This is a genomic window from Flavobacterium sp. NPDC079362, assembly GCF_050267765.1.
Taxonomy (GTDB): Bacteria; Bacteroidota; Bacteroidia; order Flavobacteriales; family Flavobacteriaceae; genus Flavobacterium; species Flavobacterium azizsancarii.
In genome coordinates this window covers 1-24,504 of sequence record NZ_JBNNFM010000015.1, presented here as the reverse complement: position 1 = coordinate 24,504, position 24,504 = coordinate 1, and the positions used below count along the sequence as shown (strand labels likewise).

The following is a 24,504-nucleotide window of genomic DNA, read 5'->3' as shown; positions in this document are numbered from 1 at the left end:
GTTCTGAATAAGACTAAGGTTTAATTCGAGTTTATCTTTTTATACGCGCCAACGGCAAGATAAACTTGAAAGTACTGCCTTTTCCAAATTCGCTTTCAGCCCAAATTTCGCCCTCATGTTTTTTTATAAATTCACTGCAAAGCAATAATCCCAATCCATTTCCGCTTTCATTTTCTGTTCCTTTTTGAATCACTTTTGCATTAATCTTAAACAGTTTTTCTTTTATGTTATCCGGAATTCCAATTCCATTGTCCGTGATAGATACCTCTACTTTTTGATTTTTCTTTTGTATCGTTACTCTAATTTCGCCTTGTTGTTCTGTAAATTTAATTGCATTGGTCAGTAAATTTCGCAACACCGTATCAATCATATATTTATCCAGTTCAACTTCAATTATTTCATTCCAGTCGAACTTAATAGTTATATTTTTATTTAATGCCGTGTTTCTATTAAGTGCCACATTTTCTTCGATCAATTTATTCAATATCACTTTTTCCGGGCTATACTCAATCATTCCCGTTTGTACGCGTGACCAGTCTAAAAGATTTTCAAGTAACTTATAAATATTTTTGTTCGACTCATGGAGCATTCTGGTAATTTCCTTGATTTCTTCACGGCTGTATACTTCAATTTCTTCAGCCAATATTTCTGACAATGCAACTGATGATCCTAATGGACCTTTAAGATCATGGGCAATAATAGAAAAGAATAAATTTTTATCGTTTAAAAGTTTTTTGATTTTAAGGTCCTGTTTTTCTTTTACCAACAATAAAAATCCTACTGTTCCTATTAATGTAAGCAAGAACAAGCCAATACTATACAAACTATCAAAAAAGCGATACGAAAAAAAATATTCCTGTGGGTTGATATAAGTGTAAACTCCGCGTAGAAAAAGTAAAACTTCGAACGCGGCGTAGCAAAGCAAATAAAACATTCGGAAAAGATTATTTCCTTTTTCTCTAAAATAACTGATTGTTGGGGGTAAAAAAATCGTAAATATTCCCATCGACATAATCAAGATGCGAGTATTTATCGGGCTGTCTAAGAATGTTGCAATATTAAAAACTGCAATAGCCGCAATTGTTAACCCTATTTGCAAACGAGTACGTCTCTTTGATCTCGTTTTGAGCATCGATATCATCGCCATGGTTTCATAGCAGCATCCGCACAAAATAATAGAATTAGCAAGACTGATAGAAATGAAATCAGGAATTATATTTCTTAAAAAAATTAGTACCCAACCTATCGTAAGTGCTATTTTTCCATATCCAAAAATGTTTAACTTCTTTTTATTCTCAATCGTAGCATACGAAAACGAATAACTAAATATAAGTACACAAATAAACAGGTTTCCCCAAAAATAAAGCAAGAAAACTGTTTTTGGATCCAGTGGCAAAAAATTGAACATTATAATGTATTAATAACTGATTTCAGCTTGAGTTAGGGATTCTAGATTTTTATACTTTTCAGGCAATAAAAGGAATATCCAATTCTTCTTCTTCTTCTTAAAACTTTCCATTTTATAATTGACTAAACTTATATTTTAAGGATCAATAATTACGCCGTCTATGCTTAAAATAACGAACTTCATAGATTTACGTGAATGCGAATTTTAATATGATGTTGGTCTAAGCACAAAAATAAATCTTTTAGTTCTGGAAAACTACACCTTTTCATTGTCAATCAATAATTTACCCCAGTCATTTAACAACCATAAAACATTTACTAATTTTTTTCCAATATCCGTAAGAGAATACTCTACCCTTGGCGGAAGTTCGTTGAAAGATTCTTTAGTCAAAATCCCGTCTTGCTCCATTTCCTTCAGTTGTTGGTTCAAAACACGCCTGTCTACTTTGCCAATACCGCGCAAAAATTCGCTGGGGCGTTTTTTTCCTTCGTTTATTTGCCAGACAATAGGAATTTTCCATTTTCCGCTGATAGAATTTACTGCAATCTCTAATGGACAAACTTTATTTTCGGCTGCTTTCTCCTGTGTTTTCATAATAGTGACTTTTTTATCCCTATGAGACAAAATTGTGCGGTATTGCTCATGTTGAATCTATTTTAAACCTTTACAAAAATAAACAAATTAAAAAGACATGAATACTCTGGCAAAGCAAATAGAAAGCCTTAATAATGAATTGGCCCAACAGGTACCTGTAGCGGTATTAGAAATATTCGAAAGATCAATTGCAGCTTTAAAAACTCAAAATATTAAAAATAAAATGGCGCAAATTGGCGATAAAATAATTCCTTTTTCGTTGCCAAACGCATCTAATCATTTGATTCATTCTAAAGACATTCTTGAAAATGGCAAAATGATCCTTGCTTTCTATCGCGGAAGCTGGTGTCCGTATTGCAATTTAGAACTTAGGGCACTGCAAGAAAACCTTTCAAAAATCACCAATAAAAACGTCACTCTTTTAGCTGTTTCACCACAAAGTACAGATGAAAGTATGAAGATTATTGAAAAACATCTTTTGACTTTTGATGTTCTAACGGATAAAAATAACATGCTGGCCAAACAACTGGGAATAAGTTTTGAATTGCAGGAATTTGCTTTGCCAACGTATCAGGCAATGGGAATAAACCTGGAAGATTTCAATAAAAACAAAGAAAATACCTTACCCGTTCCTGCCGTTTTTGTAATAGATTGTGATGGGTCGATATGCTATAAATATGCTGATGCAGATTATAGAAACAGACTTGATATTGATGAATTATTACAATCATTATGAGTGAAACAAAACGTAAAGGATCGCGCTCTGCAAAGGATATTCCGGCAGTCATTCTAAATCAATTGAACAAAGGAGAAATTGAAACTGCTAATCTAACAGAATGGTTATCTGTTGATCAGAAATTATTGCTTGAAAACCTGCTTCGGCAATGTAAACGAACTGTTTATTTAAAACCTATTCTGGAAAGCATTGACTCATTAAAAAAACAAACTGTCAATACCATAAATGAAACTATAGGAAACGGTCTTCTGGAATTGGCAATACTAGAAAATGATGCTGAAATTTTAATCTTAATACAATCACATCCATCAGATCTGGTGCGTTGTTGGGCCACTTATACTATTGGCAGAAATACCAAGTTATCGATTGAAGAAATACTGATTCAGATTCAGCCTTTTGCTGCCGACAAACATTTTGGGGTGAGAGAAATATGCTGGCTCGCCATTCGATCTGCCTTAATCAAAAATCTGGATAAAAGCTTAGTAATCCTAGCAAAGTGGACCAGTCATTCAGACGAAAACATCAGACGTTTTGCAAGTGAAGCAACACGCCCAAGAGGAGTTTGGAGTGAACATATCGAGAAATTAAAACAATATCCGGAATTAGGTTTGCCTATTTTGGAACCATTAAAATCTGACAGCTCAAAGTATGTACAAAACAGTGTAGCCAACTGGCTTAATGATGCCAGCAAAACCAAACCTCAATTTGTTTTGGATATTTGTGCTGAATGGCAAGGAAAAAGTCCTACGAAGGAAACCGCTTATATTCTAAAAAAAGCGTTGAGAACGATTCAAAAATAAAGAGATACAAAAAAGGGAATAGCATTAAAACTATTCCCCCTTTCACAATTAACTAAACTAAACTTTTATTGATCTCCACCGTTCATAAAAGTCATCAAAAGTGTGTAAGCATTTTTTGTTACAATTTTTGATGATGCATTTATCAATGAAGATTTTATCTGACGGTACCCTTCGCTTGCCGTTCCGGGTTCTACTGCCACCATTTTATAATTATTATTCCCGGTCGCAGCAAAAACAAAAAACTTGCCTTGCCATCTTACCACTGCATCTTCCGGAACTGTAATGGCTTTTTCATTTTCAATTTCTGCTTCAGCATTGATAAAAAGCCCCGGAATTAATGAGCTGTCGTATTTATTTACCCTACAAATAACTTCTGCCGCACGATCATCGTTAAGGCTCTTGTTGATATAAGAAATCTTTGCGCTATATCTCTTTTTGGGATTGGCATTAGAAAAAGCAGTTACAGTTTGTCCAACCGAAAGCAAATGAATGTCTTTCTCGAAAGCATTCATTACAAGAACAATGTCGCTCATATCCATCAATTCAAAAAGCATATCTGTTGGTGCCATATATTTACCAACGTTTACATTTACTTTAGAAACCAACCCATTTATAGGCGAAACGATAGCAACCGTTTTACTAATGTTCGAAGCTGTAAGCGTTTTTACATTAATATTCAGTAAGGCTAATTTCTGTGCCAATGATGACATATAAATACGTTGAGTCTGCATTTCTGTTGCTGTCTGCTCAAACAATTTGTCACTGCTTGCTTTTTTTGCATTCAGTTCTTTTTGCCTGTCGTATTCGCTTTTAGCCAATTGAAATTTCTCTTTCGCCGTAAGATAATCCTGTTGCAGTTGTATGTACTGCATGTCCTCAAGTACAGCCAATAACTGACCTTTTTTAACATGCATTCCAGCCATTAAATCAGTTTTTCTGATATAGCCGCCAAGCGGAATACTAACTGTAACTACGCTTTTTGGCGGTACCGTTACCGTTCCCTGAAGCTGCAATATTCCTTTTACATTTCGTTCTTCGGGATTCCCAACAATCAGTCCCGCATTCCTGACCTGCTCAGCGCTTAACTGGATACTTTCTTGTTGTTTTGTTTCTGTTTTACTTTCTTGTTCTTTTTTATCTGCTTTACAGGAAACCAGAAGTAAAAGACCTAAAATTGTGATGATATATGTTTTCATTATATTATAAATTATTAAGGGTTTGCAGACTTATGATTGCTTTGTTGTAATCATTAACCCTGTCCAGATATTCATTTTTGATGGTAATGGCCTGATTGACTACCAACACCCATTGCAGATAATCTATATCTCCGTTTTCTAATTGACTGTTGGCGGCATCGATAATAACCGATGCGTTTTTGAGTCCCTCGTTTTCATAATAATTCAGGCTTTCTTTATATTTTTCGACTTCGCTTACAGCATTTATAATTTCTGTTGTCATTTCGATTTTCGTCGTTTCTGCCATCATTTTATAATTCTCATATTCAATTTTGGCGGCTTTGTTACGGGATGACTGACTCAAAAAAAACAACGGAACTGATACTCCAAGATTTACATAACTAAATCTGTGGCTGCTGCCATAATAAACTTCTTGTCCGGTCGAACTGGTTTGCGCTCCAATAATACTCAGGTTGTTATATCCTACAGTAATGTCCGGCATCATTTTGGCCTGTTCAGTTTTCCACTTCCATTTGGCAGCTTCGGCTTCATGATTAGAAAGTTGTATCTGAGGAAGCTCAGCAGTATTTGCCTTTTCGTTTAACGAAAGAGTAAAATCGTTCTTGATATTGCTCGCTGACGGAACGTGAATTATACTATCCTGAAGAATGGTATTAAAGGACTTCAGCGTAATAGCAATGTCTTTATTGACCATTGTAAGCTGATTGGTATAAAATTGCCTTGCTGATTGCGAAGCGCTTTTCTCTAATACATTGGTTTCTCCTGCCTTGTAACGCAAATCTGATTTTTGCTCCATTAATCTGTAGATAGAATCGGCGTAAGCCAACAATTCTTTTTTGCTGTTGAGCCAGATATAATAATAAAACAGGTTTCTTACATTTGACTTGATCTGTTGTGCTGTTAATTGCGATACTGCTTTTGCGGCATTATAGTTTTCCTGCAACGCTTTCTTCTGATTGCTATACAAGGTTGGAAAAGCAAAAGTCTGGCTCACGCCAAAACGGGTATCATTGACACCGCTGTTAAACTGACCATAATCAGCATCTATAGCTAATTTGGGAATGTCATAAGCTGATTTTTGCAATTGTTCTTTTGATTGTTCGTTCAGTCGGGCAGATTTTACCCTTTTATTATTCTGAATGGCTATCGATAAGGATTCATCAAGAGATATCGACGTTTGTTGTGCCTGGGCTGAAGCAGTGATAAATAAAGCAACAAGCAATAAAGTCAGTTTATCCATTTTATGTTTTTTAATTTTTTTCGAAAATACTTTAGTATGGTACGTCATTAAATAAATCGCCGGAAGTACAAATAAGGTTAGCAAAGTTGCTGTTATCAATCCGCCAATCACTACTGTTGCCAGTGGGCGCTGTACCTCTGCTCCTGCTCCGTTACTCAAAGCCATTGGCAAAAATCCTAACGAGGCTACGGCAGCAGTCATTAATACAGGACGAAGCCTGTTTTTTGTTCCTGTAATAATAATTTGCAGTGGATCTGTAATTTCTCCGTGTTTCTGTATTCGGTTGAATTCAGATATTAAAACAATTCCGTTTAAAACCGCTACACCAAACAGTGCAATAAAACCAACTCCGGCAGAAATACTAAAAGGCATATCACGTAAGGCAAGTCCAAAAACACCACCAATTGCTGATAACGGAATTGCGGTAAAAATGATAATTCCTTCCTTAAGAGACCTGAAAGCAAAGTACAATAATGCCAGAATCATGAATAAAGCTGCGGGAACGGCAACACCAAGACGTGCTTTTGCTTGTTGAAGATTTTCGAAAGTACCGCCATACGTAATATAATAACCCGGATCGAACTTGATCTGGCTGTTGACTTTTTTCTGTAATTCTTCTACAATCGATTCTACATCGCGTCCTCTGACATTAAAACCAACAATAATTCTTCGTTTGGCATCTTCACGCTGAATTTGGTTGGGGCCTTCTATTTCTTTTACGGAGGCAACCTGATAAAGCGGAATCTGCATTCCGGAACGGGTTGAGATTAAGAGATTACGAACATCAGAAATATCTTTTCGTCCGCTTGCTTCTACCCTTACCACCATATCAAAGCGTTTTTCGCCTTCGTAAATACTTCCTGCCACAGCTCCGGCAAAAGCAGCATTTACGGTTTGGTTGATATCAGAGACATAAATACCGTATTTCGCCATTTCGGCCCAATCATAATCAATTACGATTTGTGGCATTCCGGTTACTTTTTCTACATACAGATCGGTTGCACCTTCGACAGTTTTACTTATTGCGCCTAATTGCTCTGCATATTGGGCTAATTTATCAAGATCTTCTCCGTAAATTTTACAAACTAAATCCTGTTTTGCTCCCGTCATCAATTCATTAAAACGCATTTGCACCGGAAACTGAAAACCGGTTGTAACTCCCGGAGCCACCTCTTTTACCGTTTCAGTCATTTTATCCGCCAGTTCCGGAAAAGATGAAGCACTTGTCCATTCAGATTTATCCTTTAGAACAATAATCATATCACCGCCTTCAATAGGCATTGGATCAGTAGGAATCTCGGCACTACCAATTCTCGAAACTATTTTTTCGACTTCAGGATATTTACTCTTAAGGGCTGATGAAATTTTCTGAATTGTTTCTGTTGTAGTCGAAAGATTGGTTCCTAACAACAAACGGGTTTCTACTGCAAAATCTCCTTCTTCGAGTTGTGGAATAAACTCACCTCCCATTTGACTGAATAATAAAGAGGCAATTCCGAATAAAACAAATGCCGAAATAACAATCCCTTTTCTGACTTTTAATGCTTTAGACAACCAGATTTCATAATAGAATTCTAATTTGGCCATAATTCTGTCCGAAATATTCGGCTTATGGTTCACTTTTTTACTAATGAATAAAGAACTTACCATTGGCACATAAGTAAGCGATAAAATGAAAGCTCCTAAAATGGCAAAGGCAACAGTTTGCGCCATTGGTTTGAACATTTTACCTTCGATTCCTTCTAATGATAATATCGGAAGATACACGATCAGGATAATGATTTGTCCAAAAACAGCAGCGTTCATCATTCGGCCAGCTGAACCTGTAACTTCTTTATCCATTTCGTCTTGCGAAATAGTATCAATTCCTTTGTATTTTTTGGCACTGTGAAGATGGTGCAATATGGCTTCGACAATAATGACGGCGCCATCGACTATCAACCCAAAATCAAGGGCTCCAAGACTCATCAGGTTTCCGCTTACGCCAAAAGTGTTCATCATAATAATAGCAAACAACATCGCTAACGGAATGACAGAAGCCACGATAAATCCGGCTCTTAAATTACCAAGAAAAAGCACTAATACCAAAACCACAATCAAGGCACCTTCGATCAGGTTTTTCTGTACGGTGCCAATGGCATTATCAACCATTTTGGTACGATCCAGAAATGGTTCTATTTTTAGACCTTTTGGTAAGATCTTTTCTATTTCGGCAACACGTTTTTTGACATTTACAATAACATTATTGGCATTTTCACCCTTCAGCATCATTACGATTCCACCAACAGATTCGCCAATATCATCCGTCGTTAAAGCTCCGTAACGTATAGCCGAAGACATTTTTACCTCAGCGATATCTTTGATCAGGATTGGTGTTCCTGCCTGGGTATTTTTTACGATAATATTCTGGATGTCCTTAATGTTTCGGGTCAATCCTACACTTCGGATATAAAGTACGGTTGGTCCTTTTTCTATATAAGCACCTCCGGTATTTTCGTTATTACTGCTTAATGCTGTAAAAACCTCTTTTATGGTAAGGTTTTGCGCTTTTAATCGTGACGGATTTACGGCAATTTCATATTGTTTTAGCTTTCCGCCAAAAGTGGCTACATCAGCAATTCCGGGAGTTCCCAAAAGCTGTCTTCGAATCGTCCAGTCCTGAATCGTACGAAGATCTTCCAGAGAGTATTTGGTTTCATAGCCCGGCTGTGGCTTTAGCACATATTGGTAAATTTCGCCTAATCCTGTAGTTGCCGGCGCCATTTCAGGAATACTGGCATTTTCTGCGATTTCTACTTTTTGCAAACGTTCTGATACTTGCTGACGTGCCCAATACACATCTGTATCATCTGCAAAAACAATAGTGACAAGCGAAAGTCCAAAACGAGAAATGCTGCGGCTTTCCTTAAGTTGTGGGATATTGCTAATCGCCTGTTCTATGGGGAAAGTGATTAAACGTTCTACATCTTCTGCTCCCAGAGACGGAGCCGTTGTAATAATCTGAACCTGATTGTTGGTGATGTCAGGAACGGCATCAATTGGTAAACGGGTAACTTCAAACACGCCATAGATGATCCAAAGCAAGGTGAAGACGCCAATTACCAGTTTATTTTTAACTGAGAACTGAATGATCTTATTAAGCATAATATGATTTAATTTTTTTGAAATTATAATGTTATGATCAAAACATACAAATGCCATGATCACAATAAAAATTTTAGAAAATTAAATTATGCTATAGGAGGTCTGAATACCGAAAATAATGCGGGATTTGAATACAAATTAGATGTATAGGGAATAATCCTAAACTCAGAAAATCCGATATTGAAAGGGATATAAAATGCAGGTTTGTCTGCAGGTACAAAAACAAGTTGAAACGAGGCACTTGAAATATGCTTAAAAGGAAGCTGCATATCGCGATCTGTATCATTATCATTTAAATCTTCTCCCCAATAATGCATCTCCAGAAAATCGATAAAACTCACGTTTTGCCTTTGCTGATGTTCATTATAATGCTCAATTAATATTGGCAATTTATAAAACTGCTGAAAGAACCCAATATTGGATACGATTAGAAAAATGAATATGTAGATAATACCTTTTCGCACTTCACAAATTTAGTCGATGTCATAAAATAATCCCTTATCCTAAGCAATATCTAAGGAAGTTTTGTCATTTTGCAGCAATAAACAAATAGAAATTTAATTTAAACCATTAATTATTATAAAATACTGAAGTCTTGTCAATTTTGAAGTTATTTTTAACAGTATTTTAATTACATTAAAGTAGTTTGTGCTTTTTTTATGCTGTTTGTATTTTTAGTGATTATTAAATAATATAGTCGTAAAGCGAATTTAAACCCATTTGCCCTATTTATTATTAAATAAGATTTTACTTAAAAAAAAGCCTGTGCTTCTGATAGTTACGTTATTTTTTTTTGTAAATTTATTCGCTCAAACAAATAAAACTCCATCTCTACAAGCCTTAAAAAAGACATTACCAATATTAAATCTTCTATAAAATTTACTTTTTTAATTGATAAAGGAATCTGTTTATTCAGTAAAATTCATCTGACACTAAAAAGTAGATTTCATGACAAAAAAAAACTGTTCTGTAACATCTTTTTCTTGTGATAGGTAATAGATCTCTAATTTTAAAATCGAATTAAACAAACTAAGTAATTAAACGAAAATATTGAATTAACATCACTGTTGTTTTCAATTATTCAAAAACAGGCATAGACACCTGTAAATAAAAACTTTACACAAAGTAACTTAGCCATATAAACGCATACAACGTTGTACTATTAAAATCATATTACCCTTTTATAAATCTAACATTAACCAATTAAAAACTTAAAATTATGAGCGACATTTTTCTAGGAACAATTCTAGCTTTTGGATTTAACTTTAACCCACAAGGCTGGCTTCTTTGTAACGGACAACTTTTGTCCGTATCACAAAACAGTGCTCTTTATGCCTTAATAGGAACATACTATGGAGGTGATGGAATAAATACATTTGCTATACCTGACTTAAGAGGAAGAACTCTTATAGGTCAGGGACAAGGACCCGGTTTAAGTAACTACGTTATAGGAGAAAGAAACGGAAATGAAAACATTACATTAACAATAAATAATGTCCCGGGACACGTACACAATCTTGTGTCAGGAACAAATGCTGGCCAAGCTACTATAACTACCGGAGCTAATGCATTAAGCGGAGGAACAATAACTAATGAAACTGATAACGGTAAAAATACTTTTGCTGCAGCTGGTGATGTTCCTAGCATATATAGTGAACCAGGAGGAACATCAAATAAAATTGCCGGTCTAACCTCTACAATTAGTGGTACTACCGCTATAGCTGGAGGCAATCAACCATTTCCGATACTAAATCCTTATCTGGTTGTAAATTATTCCATAGCTACATCAGGTGTTTTTCCTTCTAGAAATTAATAAATTCAAAATGAAACAGAGGCAATAGTGCCTCTGTTTTTTTAATCTCCTTTTATGGCCAACACTATTAAAATAGGAATTCTAATTCCAAAATCACGGCAATATCCAACATTAGACAGAGACTTTATGAGAGGTTTAAAACTTAATAATCTCAATGTTAAATTTTTTGTTGAAAGTATTGGAATTGGTGCAGATGAGAAAATGATAATTGAGAAAATACAAAAATTAAATTTTCAGGAAGATGTATCTATTATCATTGGCTTTTTTGGCCATCATAACATAGCCGAAGTTTATAATTATGCTTCGAATAATGATATTTTATTGCTTGCCGCAGAAATTGGAGCAACGATGCCTTACGAAACGCAAACTTATAAAGGAGTTTACATTAATTCTTTTGGTTTAGCAGAATCGTGCTATCATTTGGGCAATTATCTAAAAACTAAAAACTATCAAAAAATTGTAAGCTCTACCTCATTCTATGATTCCGGCTATGGTATGTTATCTGCAATTGAATATGGTTTTAAAGAAAAAAATCTTTTTTCAGGACATTATATTACTCCTTTTGTACCCAGAGAAAATGAGTCTGCACATATGGATCAATTTATTAATACTCATGAACCGGATGCTGTTTTTGCTTTCTATAGTGGTTTGTATTCTGAGGAAAATGCCAATTTTGTAAACCAAAATAAAATTACTCAAAAGTATCCCTTTTATGTAACTCCATTTTTTATTAATGATACAATTTTACAAGAATATAAAAATACCCAGTACGAACTTTACGTAGTAAGTTCCTGGATGCAAAATGATACTGATACAACGAACTTTACTAATGAGTATAAAGACAAATACTCCGAGAATCCATCCTTATTTTCTATTTTAGGCTATGAAAACGGGCTAATATTAAAAAACATCCTTCTTAATACCGACAACAACCTTCAGATAAATTCTTTAATTGAAGAAATTAAAAAATTAGAAATTGCAGGTCCCAGAGGAAATATTGAATTTGATAAGGATACAAACACAACACTATTTAACCACCATATCTATCAATTAAATTTTGATTCCGCTAATAGCAATATAAACTTTAAAAAGATCCAAACATTTGTAAATGATGGGCATTTTACTAAAGCTATTACTTCATTTACAAAACCTGATCAAGTGGGTGGTTGGCAGAATGCTTATTTATGTCACTAAACTAAATTTTATGTTATGAAAAGAAAATTACTCACATTTATCGTCATTTTATGTACATTCTTTGTACAACAAAATGCAAATGCCCAAACTATTCTGGCTCCAGGTGATATAGCCTTTATTGGCTATCAAACCGGAACTGCGAATGATGGTTTTTCTTTTATTACCCTCAAAGATATGACTTTAGGAACAGTCTTATTCTTAACCGAAAAAGGATGGGGTAACGGAACTTGGGCTGGCAGTACTACTGAACCACATTTACGGTGGACAGTACCTGCTTTTACTCCTGCAGGTACAATAATATCTATTATTGAAACGGCTACAGACGATGTTTTCACGATAACAGGAACTGCTCAGTCTTCTGTCGTAATAGTACAAAGCGTTAATTTTAATTTATCTGGTGGTGACCAAATACTCGCATATCAGTCTGTTACAGGACCGGAGCCTGCATCGCCGACATTTATTGCAGCTATTCATGGAGATTATAATCTTAATGATTACGACCCATTAACCACATGGAATACTGCAGTTGGAGCAAGTGGAGGAAACGAAAGTTCCTTACCACCTGGCTTAGTTAATGGTGAAACTTGTATTTCTTTATTTCCGGCACCTGGTCCTGAATTGGCTAACAGTAAATACAATGGTACTTTAACCGGTACTGTTGCTAATTTATTACTTAGCATTAATAATCCAGCGAATTGGTTGCACAATCCAGCTGCTACTCCAACTCTTGATTTAGGAATAATTCCTACAAATTACCCTGTACCTGCAGTATCTACTGTTATTGTTGCAACAGTTACAACTACTACAGCTACAAGTGTTAAGGCTGTTTCAGCACTTATGGGTGGAAATGTAAGTCTAAATGGTGGTGACGCAATGGTACAAAAAGGAATCGTTTGGGCTACAACTGCATCTCCAACCATTGCAGATCACAAAATTCAAAATGGAACCGGAACGGGATCATTTAGTGCTACTATTACCGGACTTCCTTCTGGAACGACTATTCATTACAGAGCTTATGCTACTAACAGTGCAGGTACCAGTTATGGTGCTGAATTAACATTTAATACAGGCGCAGGTTTAAGTACAACAGCAACCCCACAAGTTAATGTCCTTTGTAACGGAGCTCCAACTGGTTCAGCCTCTGTAACTGTAACTGGTGGTACGCTAAATTATAGCTATTCCTGGTTACCGTCTGGAGGTACAGGAGCAACAGCCTCTAATCTTACAGCCGGGAATTACACGGTTACAATTACTGATGGTGAAGGAACACAAATCACCAGACCATTCTTAATAACTCAGCCACCAGTACTTGATGGAACTCCTTCAACATCTGCAGTAGCTTGTTTTGGACTACCTACTGGTGTTGCTTCCATTACTGCAAACGGAGGTGCTGGCGGATATACATATCTATGGTCTAACGGAGCAACAACATCTGGCATAAGCGGACTTGCATCCGGAACTTACAGTGTTACTATTACAGATGGTAATTTATGTACAAAAACTATTTCAAATATTAATGTAGGAGGTCCTACAACCGCTCTGACCGCAACGTCTTCTACAACTCCGGTTTCTTGTTTTAATGGTTCTAATGGTACTGCAACTGTTACTGCAGTAGGAGGAACAGGAACAAAAACCTATCTATGGTCTAACGGAGCTACAAGTACCACAGCTACAGGACTTTTGGCTGGAACTTATAATGTTACGGTTAGAGATGCTAATTTATGTAGTACAATTGTAACGGGAATAGTTGTAGAAGGACCTACAGCCGCAGTTAGCGGAACTGTTGCTACTACACCGGTTTCTTGTTTTGGAGGAAGTAATGGTAGTGCTACAGTTACTCCATCAGGAGGTGTCGGAGGATATACTTATTCATGGGCTCCTTCTGGAGGAACCGGTGCAACTGCAAGCGGACTTACAGCAGGAACTTACAGCGTTACTATCACAGATAATAATGGCTGCCCATCTACTATTACCGGAATTACAGTAGACGGACCAGTAGCAGGACTATCAGGAATCGCAAGTACAACAGCTGTTAGTTGTTTTGGAGCATCTAATGGTAGTGCAACTATTACTGTATCAGGAGGAACAGGGACAAAAACCTATTTATGGTCAAATGGAGCTACTGGCGCAACAGCCTCAGGGCTTGCCACAGGAATTTACAGTGTTACAGTTACTGATGCTAATGCATGTAGCCGAACTTTCAATAATATTTCAGTAGGATCAGTAACAGCTATAAATCCTACTCCAACACAAGTAAATGTAAGTTGTAACGGTGGTGCTAATGGTTCGGCAGCGGTTACTCCTATAGGAGGATCCGGAACCTATTCTTATCTTTGGACGAATGGCGCAACTACACCTACAATATCGAATTTAACGCAAGGGAATTACTCTGTAACTATTACCGATTCTTTTTCTTGTTCAGTAACACAAGCCTTTACAATTACAGAACCACCAGCATTAGTAGCTTCTCAGGACGCAGTTATTAATCCTAGTTGTAATATTGGCGGTAACGGATCTGCAACTGTTGCAGTTACAGGAGGAACTTTACCTTATACTTACTCATGGTCACCATCTGGAGGAACAGGAATTACAGCTTCCGGACTTTCAGACGGTACCTATACTGTTACAGTTACAGACGGAAAAGGCTGTACTGCAACACAATCTTTTACACTTGTAAAACCGACTCCATTAGCGGTAACTACATCTCAAAATGATATATTGTGTAATGGAGACGCGACAGGCAGTGCTAGTGTAATTGTAACGGGCGGAACGCCTGGTTACACCTATTCATGGACACCATCTGGAGGAACTGCAGCTACTGCTTCAAATTTGATAGCAGGAACTTATACTGTAACAATTACAGATAAAAATAATTGTTTTACTACAAGAATATTTATAATAACACAACCTTTAACTCCATTAACTGCTTTTCAAGGAACAACTGTCAATGTAAATTGTCATGGAGATACAACCGGATCAGCTACCGTAAATGTAACGGGCGGAACCGGTTCTTACTCGTACTCTTGGGCTCCTTCTGGTGGGACAGGAACCACAGCTTCAGGCTTATCCGCTGGAAATTACACTGCAACGATATTCGATGATAATGGATGTATGACATCTCAAAACTTTAGCATCAGTCAGCCTGCAGCAGCACTTTCTGCAACTACAGCTTCAACAGGAGTTAGCTGTTTTGGCGGATCAAATGGTACTGCAAGCGTAACGGTATCTGGAGGAACTCCTAATTATTCTTATTCATGGACACCTTCTGGAGGAACTGCAGCTTTTGCTACAGGACTTTCTGCCGGAAATTATACTTGTACAATTACAGACTCAAAAGGATGTATATTGATTCAACCTGTCACTGTTGGTAGTCCTTCTGCATTATCTCCTACAATAGCAAAAACCGATGTTTCTTGTAATGGAGGAACAAACGGAACTGCAACTGTTACTGTAAGCGGAGGAGTTGGTTCATATACCTATTTATGGTTACCTACCGGAGGTAACGCTGCAACTGCATCAGGACTTTCCCAGGGAACGTATACTGTAACTATTCAAGATGGAAATACATGTACTACTACGGCAAGTATTACAATATATGAACCTACACCTTTAATGTCGTCAATTACTAAAACAGATGTATTATGTAATGGTGGAGCAACCGGAACAGCAACTGTAGCTCCTTTGGGCGGAAATGGTAACTATACTTATGAATGGTCACCTTCGGGAGGTACTGCACCAACAGCAACCGGTCTTACAATTGGAACTTACACCTGTAAAATTACTGATGCTAAAGGTTGTTTTGTATCGAATTCAATTACTATTGGTCAACCTGCAACCTTAAGTGCTACAACAAGCCAAATAGATGCAACCTGTTTATTACCTGGACAGGCAAGTGTAACTGTTAGTGGCGGTGTAAGCCCTTATTTTTATTCATGGTCTTCGGGTCAAACAACTGCAATAATAACAGGAATAGCAGCAGGAAACTATAGTGTTATAATTACGGATGCTAATGGTTGTACAATCACTAAAAACTTTACTATTAATACAACCAATACACTCGTTGCTACCACATCACAAACAGATGTTTTTTGTAACGGTTCAGATACCGGTTCAGCTACGGTAGTGCCATCAGGTGCTCCAGGTCCTTTTACTTATGTGTGGTCGCCTTCAGGAGGTTCTGCAGATACTGCAAGCAATCTTACAGCTGGTAATTATAGTGTAACAATAACATCTGCTAATGGTTGTTCAACTGTAAAAAACTTTACTATTACTGAACCAACTGTTATTGTAGTTACTCCATCTCAAATTAATCTAACTTGCAATGGCGGAACAAACGGATCAGCTTCTGTAATTGTAACTGGCGGAACCGGAGCTTATACTTACTCTTGGTTCCCAACAGGCGGAACTGCTGCAACAGCAACGGGACTTACCGCAGGAACTTACACCGTAACTGTAAAAGATGCCAACTTATGTCAAACGACACAAACTTTTACCATAACAGAACCTGCTGCATTTACTGCTACTACTACAACAACAAACGTAAATTGTAACGGAGCAAATAATGGTGCTGCAACCGTAACTGCAACCGGAGGAACCGGAGCTTATACTTATTTATGGTCGCCTACAGGAGGATCTGCAGATACAGCAACAGGATTGTCTCCCGGTAATTATACCGTAACAATTACAGATGCAAATAACTGTAGTACAACTGAAAACGTTTCTATAACTGAACCAGCTCAATTAACTGCTGCGGTTACGCAAACGAATGTAACTTGTATTGGCTCAGCTGACGGATCTGCAACTGTTACTGCAACAGGCGGAACTGGTACTTATTCTTACGCATGGTCACCATCCGGAGGAACTGCAGCTACAGCAACAGGACTTGCTGCAGGGAATTATACGGCAACAATTACTGACGCTAACGGATGTCAAATAACAAATTCTGTTACTATAATAACAACCCCGGATGTTACGGCACCCGTTTCTGATGTAACAAATCTACCAGACATTACGAGTACTTGTTCGATTTTATCTTCTCAGATTCCAGTGCCAACAGCTACTGATAACTGTGCAGGAATTATAAATGGTACAACCACTGCCCCTTTAAACTACAATGCTGTAGGAAGCTACATCATTAAATGGAGTTATGATGACGGTCAGGGAAACATTTCGACTCAGAATCAAACAATTAATGTAATAGCATCTCCATTAAGCCAGGTAACTTTTAGTGATTCAGCCTTTACTTATGATGGAAATATTCATGAATTAAAAGTCGCAAATCTTCCTGTTGGAGCTAACGTAACATATTCTGTTACACCAACTGCAAGTAGTCAAAACGGAGCAACTAATGCTGGTGTTTATACTGTTACTGCAATCGTATCTCCCCTAGCAAGTACGCCTAATTGTTCTGCGGTTACACTTACTGCTCAACTTACGATCAATAAGGCTGCACAACAAATTACTTTTGACGCAATACCTGCAAAAATTCTTGGAGCGATCAAAGACTTCAATTTAGAAGCTACGGCCAATTCAGGCTTGCCAGTTCGTTACTCTTTTACATACACTTCTGCCCTGCCGCCTGCTAATGTTTCAGCAATTGGGTTAGTTAATATGTTAAGATCTGGTGACTTATTAATTACAGCACATCAGGATGGTAATGACAATTTTTTAGCTGCTCAGGCTGTCGATCAGCTTCTTGTTATCAAGAATAATGACATAACTATTGCGAAAATTATTATTGGAAACAAGGATTACCAAAATCCTGCCAAGGAAATCACGTATGTTATGAGTTGTGATGAAAACAACGTAAATGTTGCCATTCTAAACGAAACAAGTGCAATTATCACGCCTTCTGCCAATTTCACCATTACTACACCAAAACCGGGAATATACACTCAAAATGTAGTAGTTACTTCTCAGGATGGTACTGCAACGGCCAATTATACTTTAACTGTAGAAAAGCCATTTGGTTTTTATGACATCGTTCGTCAAAAATTCAATAACGTTCTTATTGTCAACAACAATCCGCAAACCAACGGTGGGTACGAATTTGTTTCTTACCAATGGTTTAAAAATGGACAACAAATAGGAACCGGTCAATATTATACAGCAGGAGATTCTGAGGGAAATACATTAGATCCATCAGCTGATTATAGCGCGAAAATGACGACTAAAGACGGAAAAGTCCTTGCTACATGCAGCGCTAAAATCACTACACAAAAATCAGTAGCAGCTAAGCTTTATCCTAACCCAATTCAGGCAGGAAAAGTGATTACTGTTGAGGCTGATTTTCCTAAAGAGGAACTGGCAAACATGCAAATAAGCCTGTATTCTGTTTCCGGACAATTGATAAAAACGCTGAAATCTTCATCAGTATTAACTGAAGTTCAGCTGCCAGATGCAGAAAGTAATATGTACGTAGTTGTTATTGAAACTGCCAATATCAAGAAAACACTAAAAGTAATTGTAAATAAATAAAATCTGCCAGTGCTATTTAAAAACAGCACTGGCATAAAAAAAAATAAGATGAAAAAATATATACGAAACTATATAACATCCATATCAATTGTTACTCTACTTTTAGGTTGCGGTCTAAATAGTTATGGACAGGATAAAAAACAGGAATTATCAATTGCCGTTGGAGGACCATTTTCATTTCTCAAAAGCAATACTGGAGATGTAGTGCCTGGAAATGGTATAAATGCAGGAATACGATATTCCTATTATCTAAGTGAAGGTCTTAGTATTGGCATTGGTGCGGAATATCAAACCTATAAATCTGATGCAAAATATCAGTTTATTGGCGGACAATATAATGCTGTTGATGCTGAAAATGAAGCTTTCCAATTTAGATATAAAGCAACTGGTCTAAGAGAAACACAAAAATTAGGATACGTTAATATTCCAATTGGAATTCAATTTGAAACGCCCGGAACAACAAAATTATATCTTGCAGCAGGAGCCAAAATCGGGTTTGCAACCAGTGGAACGTACGAAACCACCATGCAAAACCTTACAACAAGTGGTTATTATCCGCAATATAATGTTGAGTTATTTAATCCGGCATTTGCAGGTTTCGAAAATGTAAACAATCTAAAAACAAGTAAACAGGATTTGAACACAGACGTTTCTTATTCTGCTACTTTCGAAACCGGATTAAAACAAAATCTTGGTGACAGAAGCGCAATTTATATAGGCATTTATTTAGATTACGGATTAAATAATATCTATAAAGACAAAGAAAACAAAAATCTGGTACAATATGCGCCTGAATTACCTGTGCAACTGCAATACAACAGCATACTTGATTCTTCAGATTCAAATATAAGATTGGTTTCTTATGGATTAAAACTAAGATATGCGATTCGGTAAACATCATTAATCCTGGAACTTAAAAAACATTCTTGAATATATAAAAAGATCCATTTGCTGCGGCGAATGGATCTTTTTTTTATAACTATTTAATCTGACTCGTTGTTTTAGTCTCCTTCTTATTGTATTGGGCAATCGATTTTGATTTACGCCAATATTCGATTATCGTCTTTATAACCTGTTTAAATTTTTCGTAATTATAAGGCTTAACAAAATAACTGTGAGTAGGCAAAGAATACGGATCAATGATGAAACTCTGCTCAAACAAAGTCGTAAAAAATAAATACGGACAATTAAATATAGTCCCTACCCCATTATTATCAGGATTTGTTTCCATCACCTTATAATTCATGACATTCAATAACACAATATCAGAGAAAACCATAAAAGGTTTAATTTGATGACGAAGCATATAATTGCAAGCCGTTTCGGCAGTATTAAAATATATAATTTGGTTGGCGTAGTTAAGTTCGCTAAAAACCTCTATAAATAATTTACGGTCTTCCTGTTTATTCTCTATTACTACAATGGGTCCTTTTTTATTCATAATCAAAACCTTTAGATTCTTATTTAGTAATGTGCTCCTGTTTATGCACAAAATTCTATGTAAATATTTTAAAAATAAGAATAAATAACTTACAAAATATTCATTTCTCCTTATATAATTTTCATTTAGAGCACTTTTAACGAAGAACATTTTTCATGAAACATAAAGTGCTGAAAATTATATAATTACTAGTTTAAATTTTATAAGTATATAAAATCACTACCGCCTAATTTTGACTTAACTTTTTAGAATTCAATCAAATGAATAAAGGTTTTTTATTTATCTATTAATTTAATATTAAATATCATGAACACTTCAAATCACAAAAACAGCAGCACTACGAGTGCAAAATCAACAGATAAAAAAATGGGCACTTCAAAAAGTACAACAAAATCTGCCGATTCAAAAAAGTCTCCAACGACAAAAAAATAACTCTTTAAAATCACTGACAATATGATAACAGGAAACAACGAGAATTACGGTCGGGATGACCGTAATTTTTATCATCCGGAAGACGATATGCGTATCGAATCTGAAAAAATAGAAAATAATCTCTATGCTATTAGCCATAACAATGATGAAAGCTATGTCGATGAATATCAAAAAAACAACGACGAAGAATTTTCAGATCAGGACCAAATGCTAAATCAGGAAGAAGATCAGGAAGATTTAGATGACGATTTCTCCAACGCACTTGACAGAGACGATGACGACGAAGATTATTTTGAAGAAGAAGAAGATCTTGACGAAAGCGATTTAGACGATGATCTAACAGAAGATTATGACGAAAATGATCGTGAAATAGACAATTTTTCCACAAATAATTTAAAACAAGATGAACTCGATCAGGAATACGACATTGATCAGGATCTTGAAGAAAAAGATCCTGTAAATAGTCCACGAGAATTTTAGTTTCATACATTATTTAGAAACAAATATCCTGATCCTAAAAGTGATCCGTATAAAAATGTTTAATTATAAAATCGAAATCATGGAAAATATTTTTAATCCAAAAACCCGTGAAAATATTGGTTATGGCATAAAAGAAAAACCTGATGGAATATCAGCCAATAAAATATTATACGCAGCCGCAGGTTCTTTAGTTCTGGGCTTAACGCTAAAAATAGCGGGGAAACGAAAAACAGCTTCTTCAATAGGAAAATGGGCATTACCGCTTTTGGCCTTGGGAGGTTATAAAAAATTCTCAGGTTCTAATGCTTCAAAAACAGAAGAGAATGCTGAAAATGATCTTAAAGGAAATAGCTAACAAGTCATGTACTTCAAATTGCTGATTTAAAAAGAAACCAATTTGAAGTACATGATTTTTTTATTTGAACTCCTGACGAACAACTAAAAAACGCATTATGGATATCTATATTTTTTTTCAATTAATAATAGTTTCAATCGCGGCAACATCAGCCATGACATTATTTAGTTATGCAGCATCTGCAAGCTTTCGCGAACTGTACAAAGAACCTGTTTTACTCACATTTATGTTAACCAGGTTAAATATCGAATTACCAGCGAAATCAAAAGCTACACTAGCCTGGTTGCTGCACTATTTTATTGGTTTTCTGTTTGTACTGGCGTATCATTTATTATGGATAAAAAATATTTTGCCTGTTTCGTTTTTGAGTGCCTTCCTACTCGGTTTTATTAGCGGTATTATTGGTATTCTGGGCTGGATGATTATGTTTAAAATGAGCAATCATCAACCTCCTATCGATTTTAAAGGATATTATTTTCAGCTCCTTCTTGCCCATATTATTTTCGGATTAGTTGCAACCGCTACATACTCCCTTTCCTCCACTTTTTTAATCCTAACAAAAGCTTATGTCACTGTCTAAATACAATCAAAAAAGAGATTTTAAACAAACTCAGGAACCAAAAGGCAAAAGAGAAAAATCAGCTAAGGAATTGGTTTTTGTTGTGCAAAAACACGCTGCATCGCACTTGCATTATGATTTTAGATTAGAAATGGATGGCGTGCTAAAAAGTTGGGCGGTTCCTAAAGGTCCCTCTATGAATCCTGACGATAAACGCCTGGCAATGATGGTCGAAGATCATCCGTACAGCTATAAAGATTTTGAAGGAACAATTCCTGAAGGAAATTATGGTGCAGGAAATGTTATTGTTTGGGATAATGGCACGTACACCCCTGATGAACCTTCATCAAATCCAGAAAAGACATTATTGGCAAATCTTCATAAAGGGCATTTAAGTTTTATTCTAAAAGGAAAAAAACTAAAAGGGGAATTCTCCTTGATAAAACTAAAAGGGAAACAGGAAAATGCCTGGTTACTGATAAAAAAACAAGATCCGCATGCAACGGAAAGCGATATTCTGAATAAAAATAAATCAGTGATTTCTCAGAGAGCCCTCGAAGAACTGGAAAAAAATTCAAAAAAAACAGCTGAAGCCAATAATCAAAAGAAAAGTTCAAAAAAAAGTAATCATTCAGCCCAAACACCCGCCGTTTTTATCAAACCAATGCTTGCCAATACAAAAGAAAAAGCTTTTGATGATGCTGACTGGGTTTTTGAAAATAAATATGACGGTTACAGAGCTATTTCTGTAATTAATCCTTCTGATGTACAATTATTTAGCAGAAATAGACTATCTTTTAATTCCAGTTTTAAACCCATCGCAAATGAATTACAAAAAATAGATCATATTGCAGTTTTAGATGGTGAAATTGTTGTTGAGGACGAAAATGGAAAGGCAAATTTTCAACTCCTACAAAACTACCTTAAAACCGGTTTAGGCACTTTAAAATATTACGTTTTTGATCTTCTTAATCTGGATGGAAACAGCATCACAGAACTGTCTTTGCTCGAAAGAAAAGAACTGCTGAAGATTTTATTTAATAAGTACGATTTTACCAATGTTTTTTATTCAGAACATACCATAGAAAAAGGTCTTGACCAGTTTAACCTTTCGATAAAAAATAAAGGAGAAGGTATTATTGCAAAAAAAGCCGATAGTACCTATACTCCCGATAAACGAAGCAATTACTGGCTCAAAATTAAAATCTCAAATGAAGAAGAAGCAATTATTATTGGAATCACGCAACCAAAGAAATCGAGAAAATATTTTGGAGCCATTTTACTTGGTCAATATTATGGAAAAAGACTGGAGTTCATAGGCAAATGCGGAACGGGTTTTACAGACTCTTCGCTAAAGGAATTGTATGCAAAGCTAGAACCCTATTTTGTTGATGAATCTCCGCTGAGCGAAAAAATTGGAATTAGAGATGAAATTCAATGGGTAAAACCAAAATTGGTCTGCCAGGTAAAATTCTCAGAATGGACAAATGACAAACACTTAAGACATCCTGTTTATCTGGGTTTAAGAATTGACAAGAAACCAGCAGAAGTTTTTGTACCCTCTAATATTAAATCAAATGCTACAACCAAAACGAAAGTAAAAGAAGATACAATGAAAGAAAAACCAACTCACACCACAGAAAATGATTATGACTTAAAAATTGGCAAAACGACTTTGCACCTTACCAACCAAAACAAAATATATTTTCCTGATGATGGCATAACAAAAGGCGAAATTGTACAGTATTATAATGAAGTTGCCGACTTAATATTACCTTATCTGAAAGATCGTCCGCAATCTATGAATCGTTTTCCTAACGGAATTAACGCGCCGGGATTTTATCAAAAAGATGTCGATGTGGACAAAATTCCATCTTGGCTTAAAACAAAAAAAGTATTCTCAGAATCGAATGAGGAATATTTAAATTATCTGATTTGCAACGACAAGGCAACTTTGCTATATATGGCAAACTTAGGCTGCATTGACATGAATCCGTGGAATTCTACCATAAAACATATCGAAAATCCGGATTGGCTCGTAATTGATATTGATCCTGAAAAAGACAATTTTGAAGAAGTTGTAAAAACAGCTTTAATAGTAAAAGAGGTTCTTGATGAACTTGAAACCGATTGTTATTGCAAAACATCAGGAGCTACGGGATTACATGTTTACATTTCGCTTGGAGCACAATACGATTATGATTCAATCAAAATCCTGAGCGAATTACTGGCCAGGGAAATACATTCACGTTCGCCTGAAACAACCTCGCTGGAAAGAAGTATCAAGAAAAGAAACCATAAAATTTATGTCGATTACTTGCAAAACCGACGCGGGCAAACATTGGCAGCGCCATATTCCGTAAGACCTAAACCGGGCGCAACAGTTTCGACCCCATTAGAATGGAGCGAAGTAAATTCGAAACTAAGTCCATCACAATTTACCATTAAAAATGTTCTGAACCGTTTCGAGAAAAAAGGAGATTTGTGGAAGCCTGTATTAGGAAAAGGCGCAAATATCAAAAAGATATTGCATAAACTGGAAATCGGATAGGAGCCTAGGGATTAATTCCCTAGGCGACCTTCCACACCACCCGGCATACGGATCCGTACCAAGGCGGTTCTTAATTTACGATAC

The 24,504-nt window shown here is 36.1% G+C and carries 17 protein-coding genes; 11 read left to right on the top strand and 6 right to left on the bottom strand.

Annotated elements, in window-relative coordinates:
• Positions 1-31 precede the first annotated feature (31 nt).
• Together ACQKCJ_RS13950 and ACQKCJ_RS13945 are read right to left on the bottom strand one after the other, a co-directional pair.
• Positions 32-1,408 (bottom strand): sensor histidine kinase, encoded by a 1,377-nt coding sequence (locus ACQKCJ_RS13950; RefSeq protein ID WP_427402230.1) that lies wholly within the window; start codon positions 1,406-1,408, stop codon positions 32-34.
• Between the two features lie 255 nt (positions 1,409-1,663).
• The gene (locus tag ACQKCJ_RS13945) at positions 1,664-2,002 is read right to left on the bottom strand and encodes a winged helix-turn-helix transcriptional regulator (protein ID WP_427402229.1); all 339 of its coding nucleotides are present in this window, start codon (positions 2,000-2,002) and stop codon (positions 1,664-1,666) included.
• Between the two features lie 97 nt (positions 2,003-2,099).
• On the opposite strand from ACQKCJ_RS13945, the gene ACQKCJ_RS13940 reads away from it, so the two are divergent.
• Together ACQKCJ_RS13940 and ACQKCJ_RS13935 are read left to right on the top strand one after the other, a co-directional pair.
• Positions 2,100-2,738, top strand: coding sequence for a peroxiredoxin-like family protein (locus tag ACQKCJ_RS13940; RefSeq protein WP_427402228.1), 639 nt, complete (start codon positions 2,100-2,102; stop codon positions 2,736-2,738).
• Entirely contained in the window at positions 2,735-3,538 is an 804-nt protein-coding gene (locus ACQKCJ_RS13935) for a DNA alkylation repair protein (protein ID WP_427402227.1), read from the top strand. The genes ACQKCJ_RS13940 and ACQKCJ_RS13935 overlap by 4 nt, the downstream gene beginning before the upstream one ends.
• A gap of 65 nt (positions 3,539-3,603) precedes the next feature.
• On the opposite strand, the gene ACQKCJ_RS13930 is transcribed toward ACQKCJ_RS13935, so the two are convergent.
• From ACQKCJ_RS13930 to ACQKCJ_RS13920, 3 genes are all read right to left on the bottom strand, one after another.
• Positions 3,604-4,734, bottom strand: coding sequence for an efflux RND transporter periplasmic adaptor subunit (locus ACQKCJ_RS13930; protein ID WP_427402226.1), 1,131 nt, complete (start codon positions 4,732-4,734; stop codon positions 3,604-3,606).
• Positions 4,735-4,738: 4 nt separating this feature from the next.
• Positions 4,739-9,118: a CusA/CzcA family heavy metal efflux RND transporter gene (locus tag ACQKCJ_RS13925; RefSeq protein WP_427402225.1), complete on the bottom strand. Its 4,380-nt coding sequence runs from the start codon at positions 9,116-9,118 to the stop codon at positions 4,739-4,741.
• Positions 9,119-9,204: 86 nt separating this feature from the next.
• Positions 9,205-9,507, bottom strand: coding sequence for a hypothetical protein (locus ACQKCJ_RS13920; RefSeq protein ID WP_271336067.1), 303 nt, complete (start codon positions 9,505-9,507; stop codon positions 9,205-9,207).
• 830 nt (positions 9,508-10,337) lie between these two features.
• Between ACQKCJ_RS13920 and ACQKCJ_RS13915 the strand changes: the two genes are divergently transcribed.
• The 4 genes from ACQKCJ_RS13915 to ACQKCJ_RS13900 are packed head-to-tail and all read left to right on the top strand — an operon-like array spanning position 10,338 to position 19,496.
• The gene (locus ACQKCJ_RS13915) at positions 10,338-10,931 is read left to right on the top strand and encodes a phage tail protein (RefSeq protein ID WP_271336066.1); all 594 of its coding nucleotides are present in this window, start codon (positions 10,338-10,340) and stop codon (positions 10,929-10,931) included.
• 54 nt (positions 10,932-10,985) lie between these two features.
• The gene (locus ACQKCJ_RS13910; protein WP_271336065.1) at positions 10,986-12,125 is read left to right on the top strand and encodes an ABC transporter substrate-binding protein; all 1,140 of its coding nucleotides are present in this window, start codon (positions 10,986-10,988) and stop codon (positions 12,123-12,125) included.
• Positions 12,126-12,140: 15 nt separating this feature from the next.
• Positions 12,141-18,602: a T9SS type A sorting domain-containing protein gene (locus tag ACQKCJ_RS13905; protein WP_427402224.1), complete on the top strand. Its 6,462-nt coding sequence runs from the start codon at positions 12,141-12,143 to the stop codon at positions 18,600-18,602.
• 48 nt (positions 18,603-18,650) lie between these two features.
• Complete coding sequence (locus ACQKCJ_RS13900) at positions 18,651-19,496, top strand: hypothetical protein (protein ID WP_271336063.1); 846 nt, start codon at positions 18,651-18,653, stop codon at positions 19,494-19,496.
• 85 nt (positions 19,497-19,581) lie between these two features.
• Here ACQKCJ_RS13900 and ACQKCJ_RS13895 read toward each other — a convergent pair whose 3' ends face one another.
• Positions 19,582-20,043 carry a response regulator gene (locus tag ACQKCJ_RS13895; RefSeq protein ID WP_427402223.1) on the bottom strand — a complete coding sequence of 154 codons (462 nt, stop codon included), beginning with the start codon at positions 20,041-20,043 and terminating at the stop codon, positions 19,582-19,584.
• Between the two features lie 306 nt (positions 20,044-20,349).
• Here ACQKCJ_RS13895 and ACQKCJ_RS13890 point away from each other — a divergent pair, with 306 nt between their 5' ends.
• From ACQKCJ_RS13890 to ligD, 5 genes are all read left to right on the top strand, one after another.
• Positions 20,350-20,475 carry a hypothetical protein gene (locus ACQKCJ_RS13890; protein ID WP_271336061.1) on the top strand — a complete coding sequence of 42 codons (126 nt, stop codon included), beginning with the start codon at positions 20,350-20,352 and terminating at the stop codon, positions 20,473-20,475.
• Positions 20,476-20,496: 21 nt separating this feature from the next.
• Positions 20,497-20,955 carry a hypothetical protein gene (locus ACQKCJ_RS13885; protein ID WP_271336060.1) on the top strand — a complete coding sequence of 153 codons (459 nt, stop codon included), beginning with the start codon at positions 20,497-20,499 and terminating at the stop codon, positions 20,953-20,955.
• 79 nt (positions 20,956-21,034) lie between these two features.
• The gene (locus tag ACQKCJ_RS13880; protein WP_427402222.1) at positions 21,035-21,310 is read left to right on the top strand and encodes a hypothetical protein; all 276 of its coding nucleotides are present in this window, start codon (positions 21,035-21,037) and stop codon (positions 21,308-21,310) included.
• 97 nt (positions 21,311-21,407) lie between these two features.
• Positions 21,408-21,890: a hypothetical protein gene (locus tag ACQKCJ_RS13875; RefSeq protein WP_271336058.1), complete on the top strand. Its 483-nt coding sequence runs from the start codon at positions 21,408-21,410 to the stop codon at positions 21,888-21,890.
• Complete coding sequence (ligD, locus tag ACQKCJ_RS13870) at positions 21,877-24,420, top strand: DNA ligase D (protein ID WP_427402221.1); 2,544 nt, start codon at positions 21,877-21,879, stop codon at positions 24,418-24,420. The genes ACQKCJ_RS13875 and ligD overlap by 14 nt, the downstream gene beginning before the upstream one ends.
• Positions 24,421-24,504 lie beyond the last annotated feature (84 nt).

Excerpts from the sequence above, each read along its gene's own strand:
- ACQKCJ_RS13915 (WP_271336066.1), top strand. The coding sequence starts at position 10,338 with ATGAGCGACATTTTTCTAGGAACAATTCTAGCTTTTGGATTTAACTTT.
- ACQKCJ_RS13950 (WP_427402230.1), bottom strand. The coding sequence starts at position 1,408 with ATGTTCAATTTTTTGCCACTGGATCCAAAAACAGTTTTCTTGCTTTAT.
- ACQKCJ_RS13930 (WP_427402226.1), bottom strand. The coding sequence starts at position 4,734 with ATGAAAACATATATCATCACAATTTTAGGTCTTTTACTTCTGGTTTCC.
- ACQKCJ_RS13900 (WP_271336063.1), top strand. The coding sequence starts at position 18,651 with ATGAAAAAATATATACGAAACTATATAACATCCATATCAATTGTTACT.
- ACQKCJ_RS13885 (WP_271336060.1), top strand. The coding sequence starts at position 20,497 with ATGATAACAGGAAACAACGAGAATTACGGTCGGGATGACCGTAATTTT.
- ACQKCJ_RS13925 (WP_427402225.1), bottom strand. The coding sequence starts at position 9,118 with ATGCTTAATAAGATCATTCAGTTCTCAGTTAAAAATAAACTGGTAATT.
- ACQKCJ_RS13940 (WP_427402228.1), top strand. The coding sequence starts at position 2,100 with ATGAATACTCTGGCAAAGCAAATAGAAAGCCTTAATAATGAATTGGCC.
- ACQKCJ_RS13905 (WP_427402224.1), top strand. The coding sequence starts at position 12,141 with ATGAAAAGAAAATTACTCACATTTATCGTCATTTTATGTACATTCTTT.
- ligD (WP_427402221.1), top strand. The coding sequence starts at position 21,877 with ATGTCACTGTCTAAATACAATCAAAAAAGAGATTTTAAACAAACTCAG.
- ACQKCJ_RS13890 (WP_271336061.1), top strand. The coding sequence starts at position 20,350 with ATGAACACTTCAAATCACAAAAACAGCAGCACTACGAGTGCAAAATCA.
- ACQKCJ_RS13880 (WP_427402222.1), top strand. The coding sequence starts at position 21,035 with ATGGAAAATATTTTTAATCCAAAAACCCGTGAAAATATTGGTTATGGC.
- ACQKCJ_RS13910 (WP_271336065.1), top strand. The coding sequence starts at position 10,986 with ATGGCCAACACTATTAAAATAGGAATTCTAATTCCAAAATCACGGCAA.
- ACQKCJ_RS13875 (WP_271336058.1), top strand. The coding sequence starts at position 21,408 with ATGGATATCTATATTTTTTTTCAATTAATAATAGTTTCAATCGCGGCA.
- ACQKCJ_RS13935 (WP_427402227.1), top strand. The coding sequence starts at position 2,735 with ATGAGTGAAACAAAACGTAAAGGATCGCGCTCTGCAAAGGATATTCCG.
- ACQKCJ_RS13945 (WP_427402229.1), bottom strand. The coding sequence starts at position 2,002 with ATGAAAACACAGGAGAAAGCAGCCGAAAATAAAGTTTGTCCATTAGAG.
- ACQKCJ_RS13895 (WP_427402223.1), bottom strand. The coding sequence starts at position 20,043 with ATGAATAAAAAAGGACCCATTGTAGTAATAGAGAATAAACAGGAAGAC.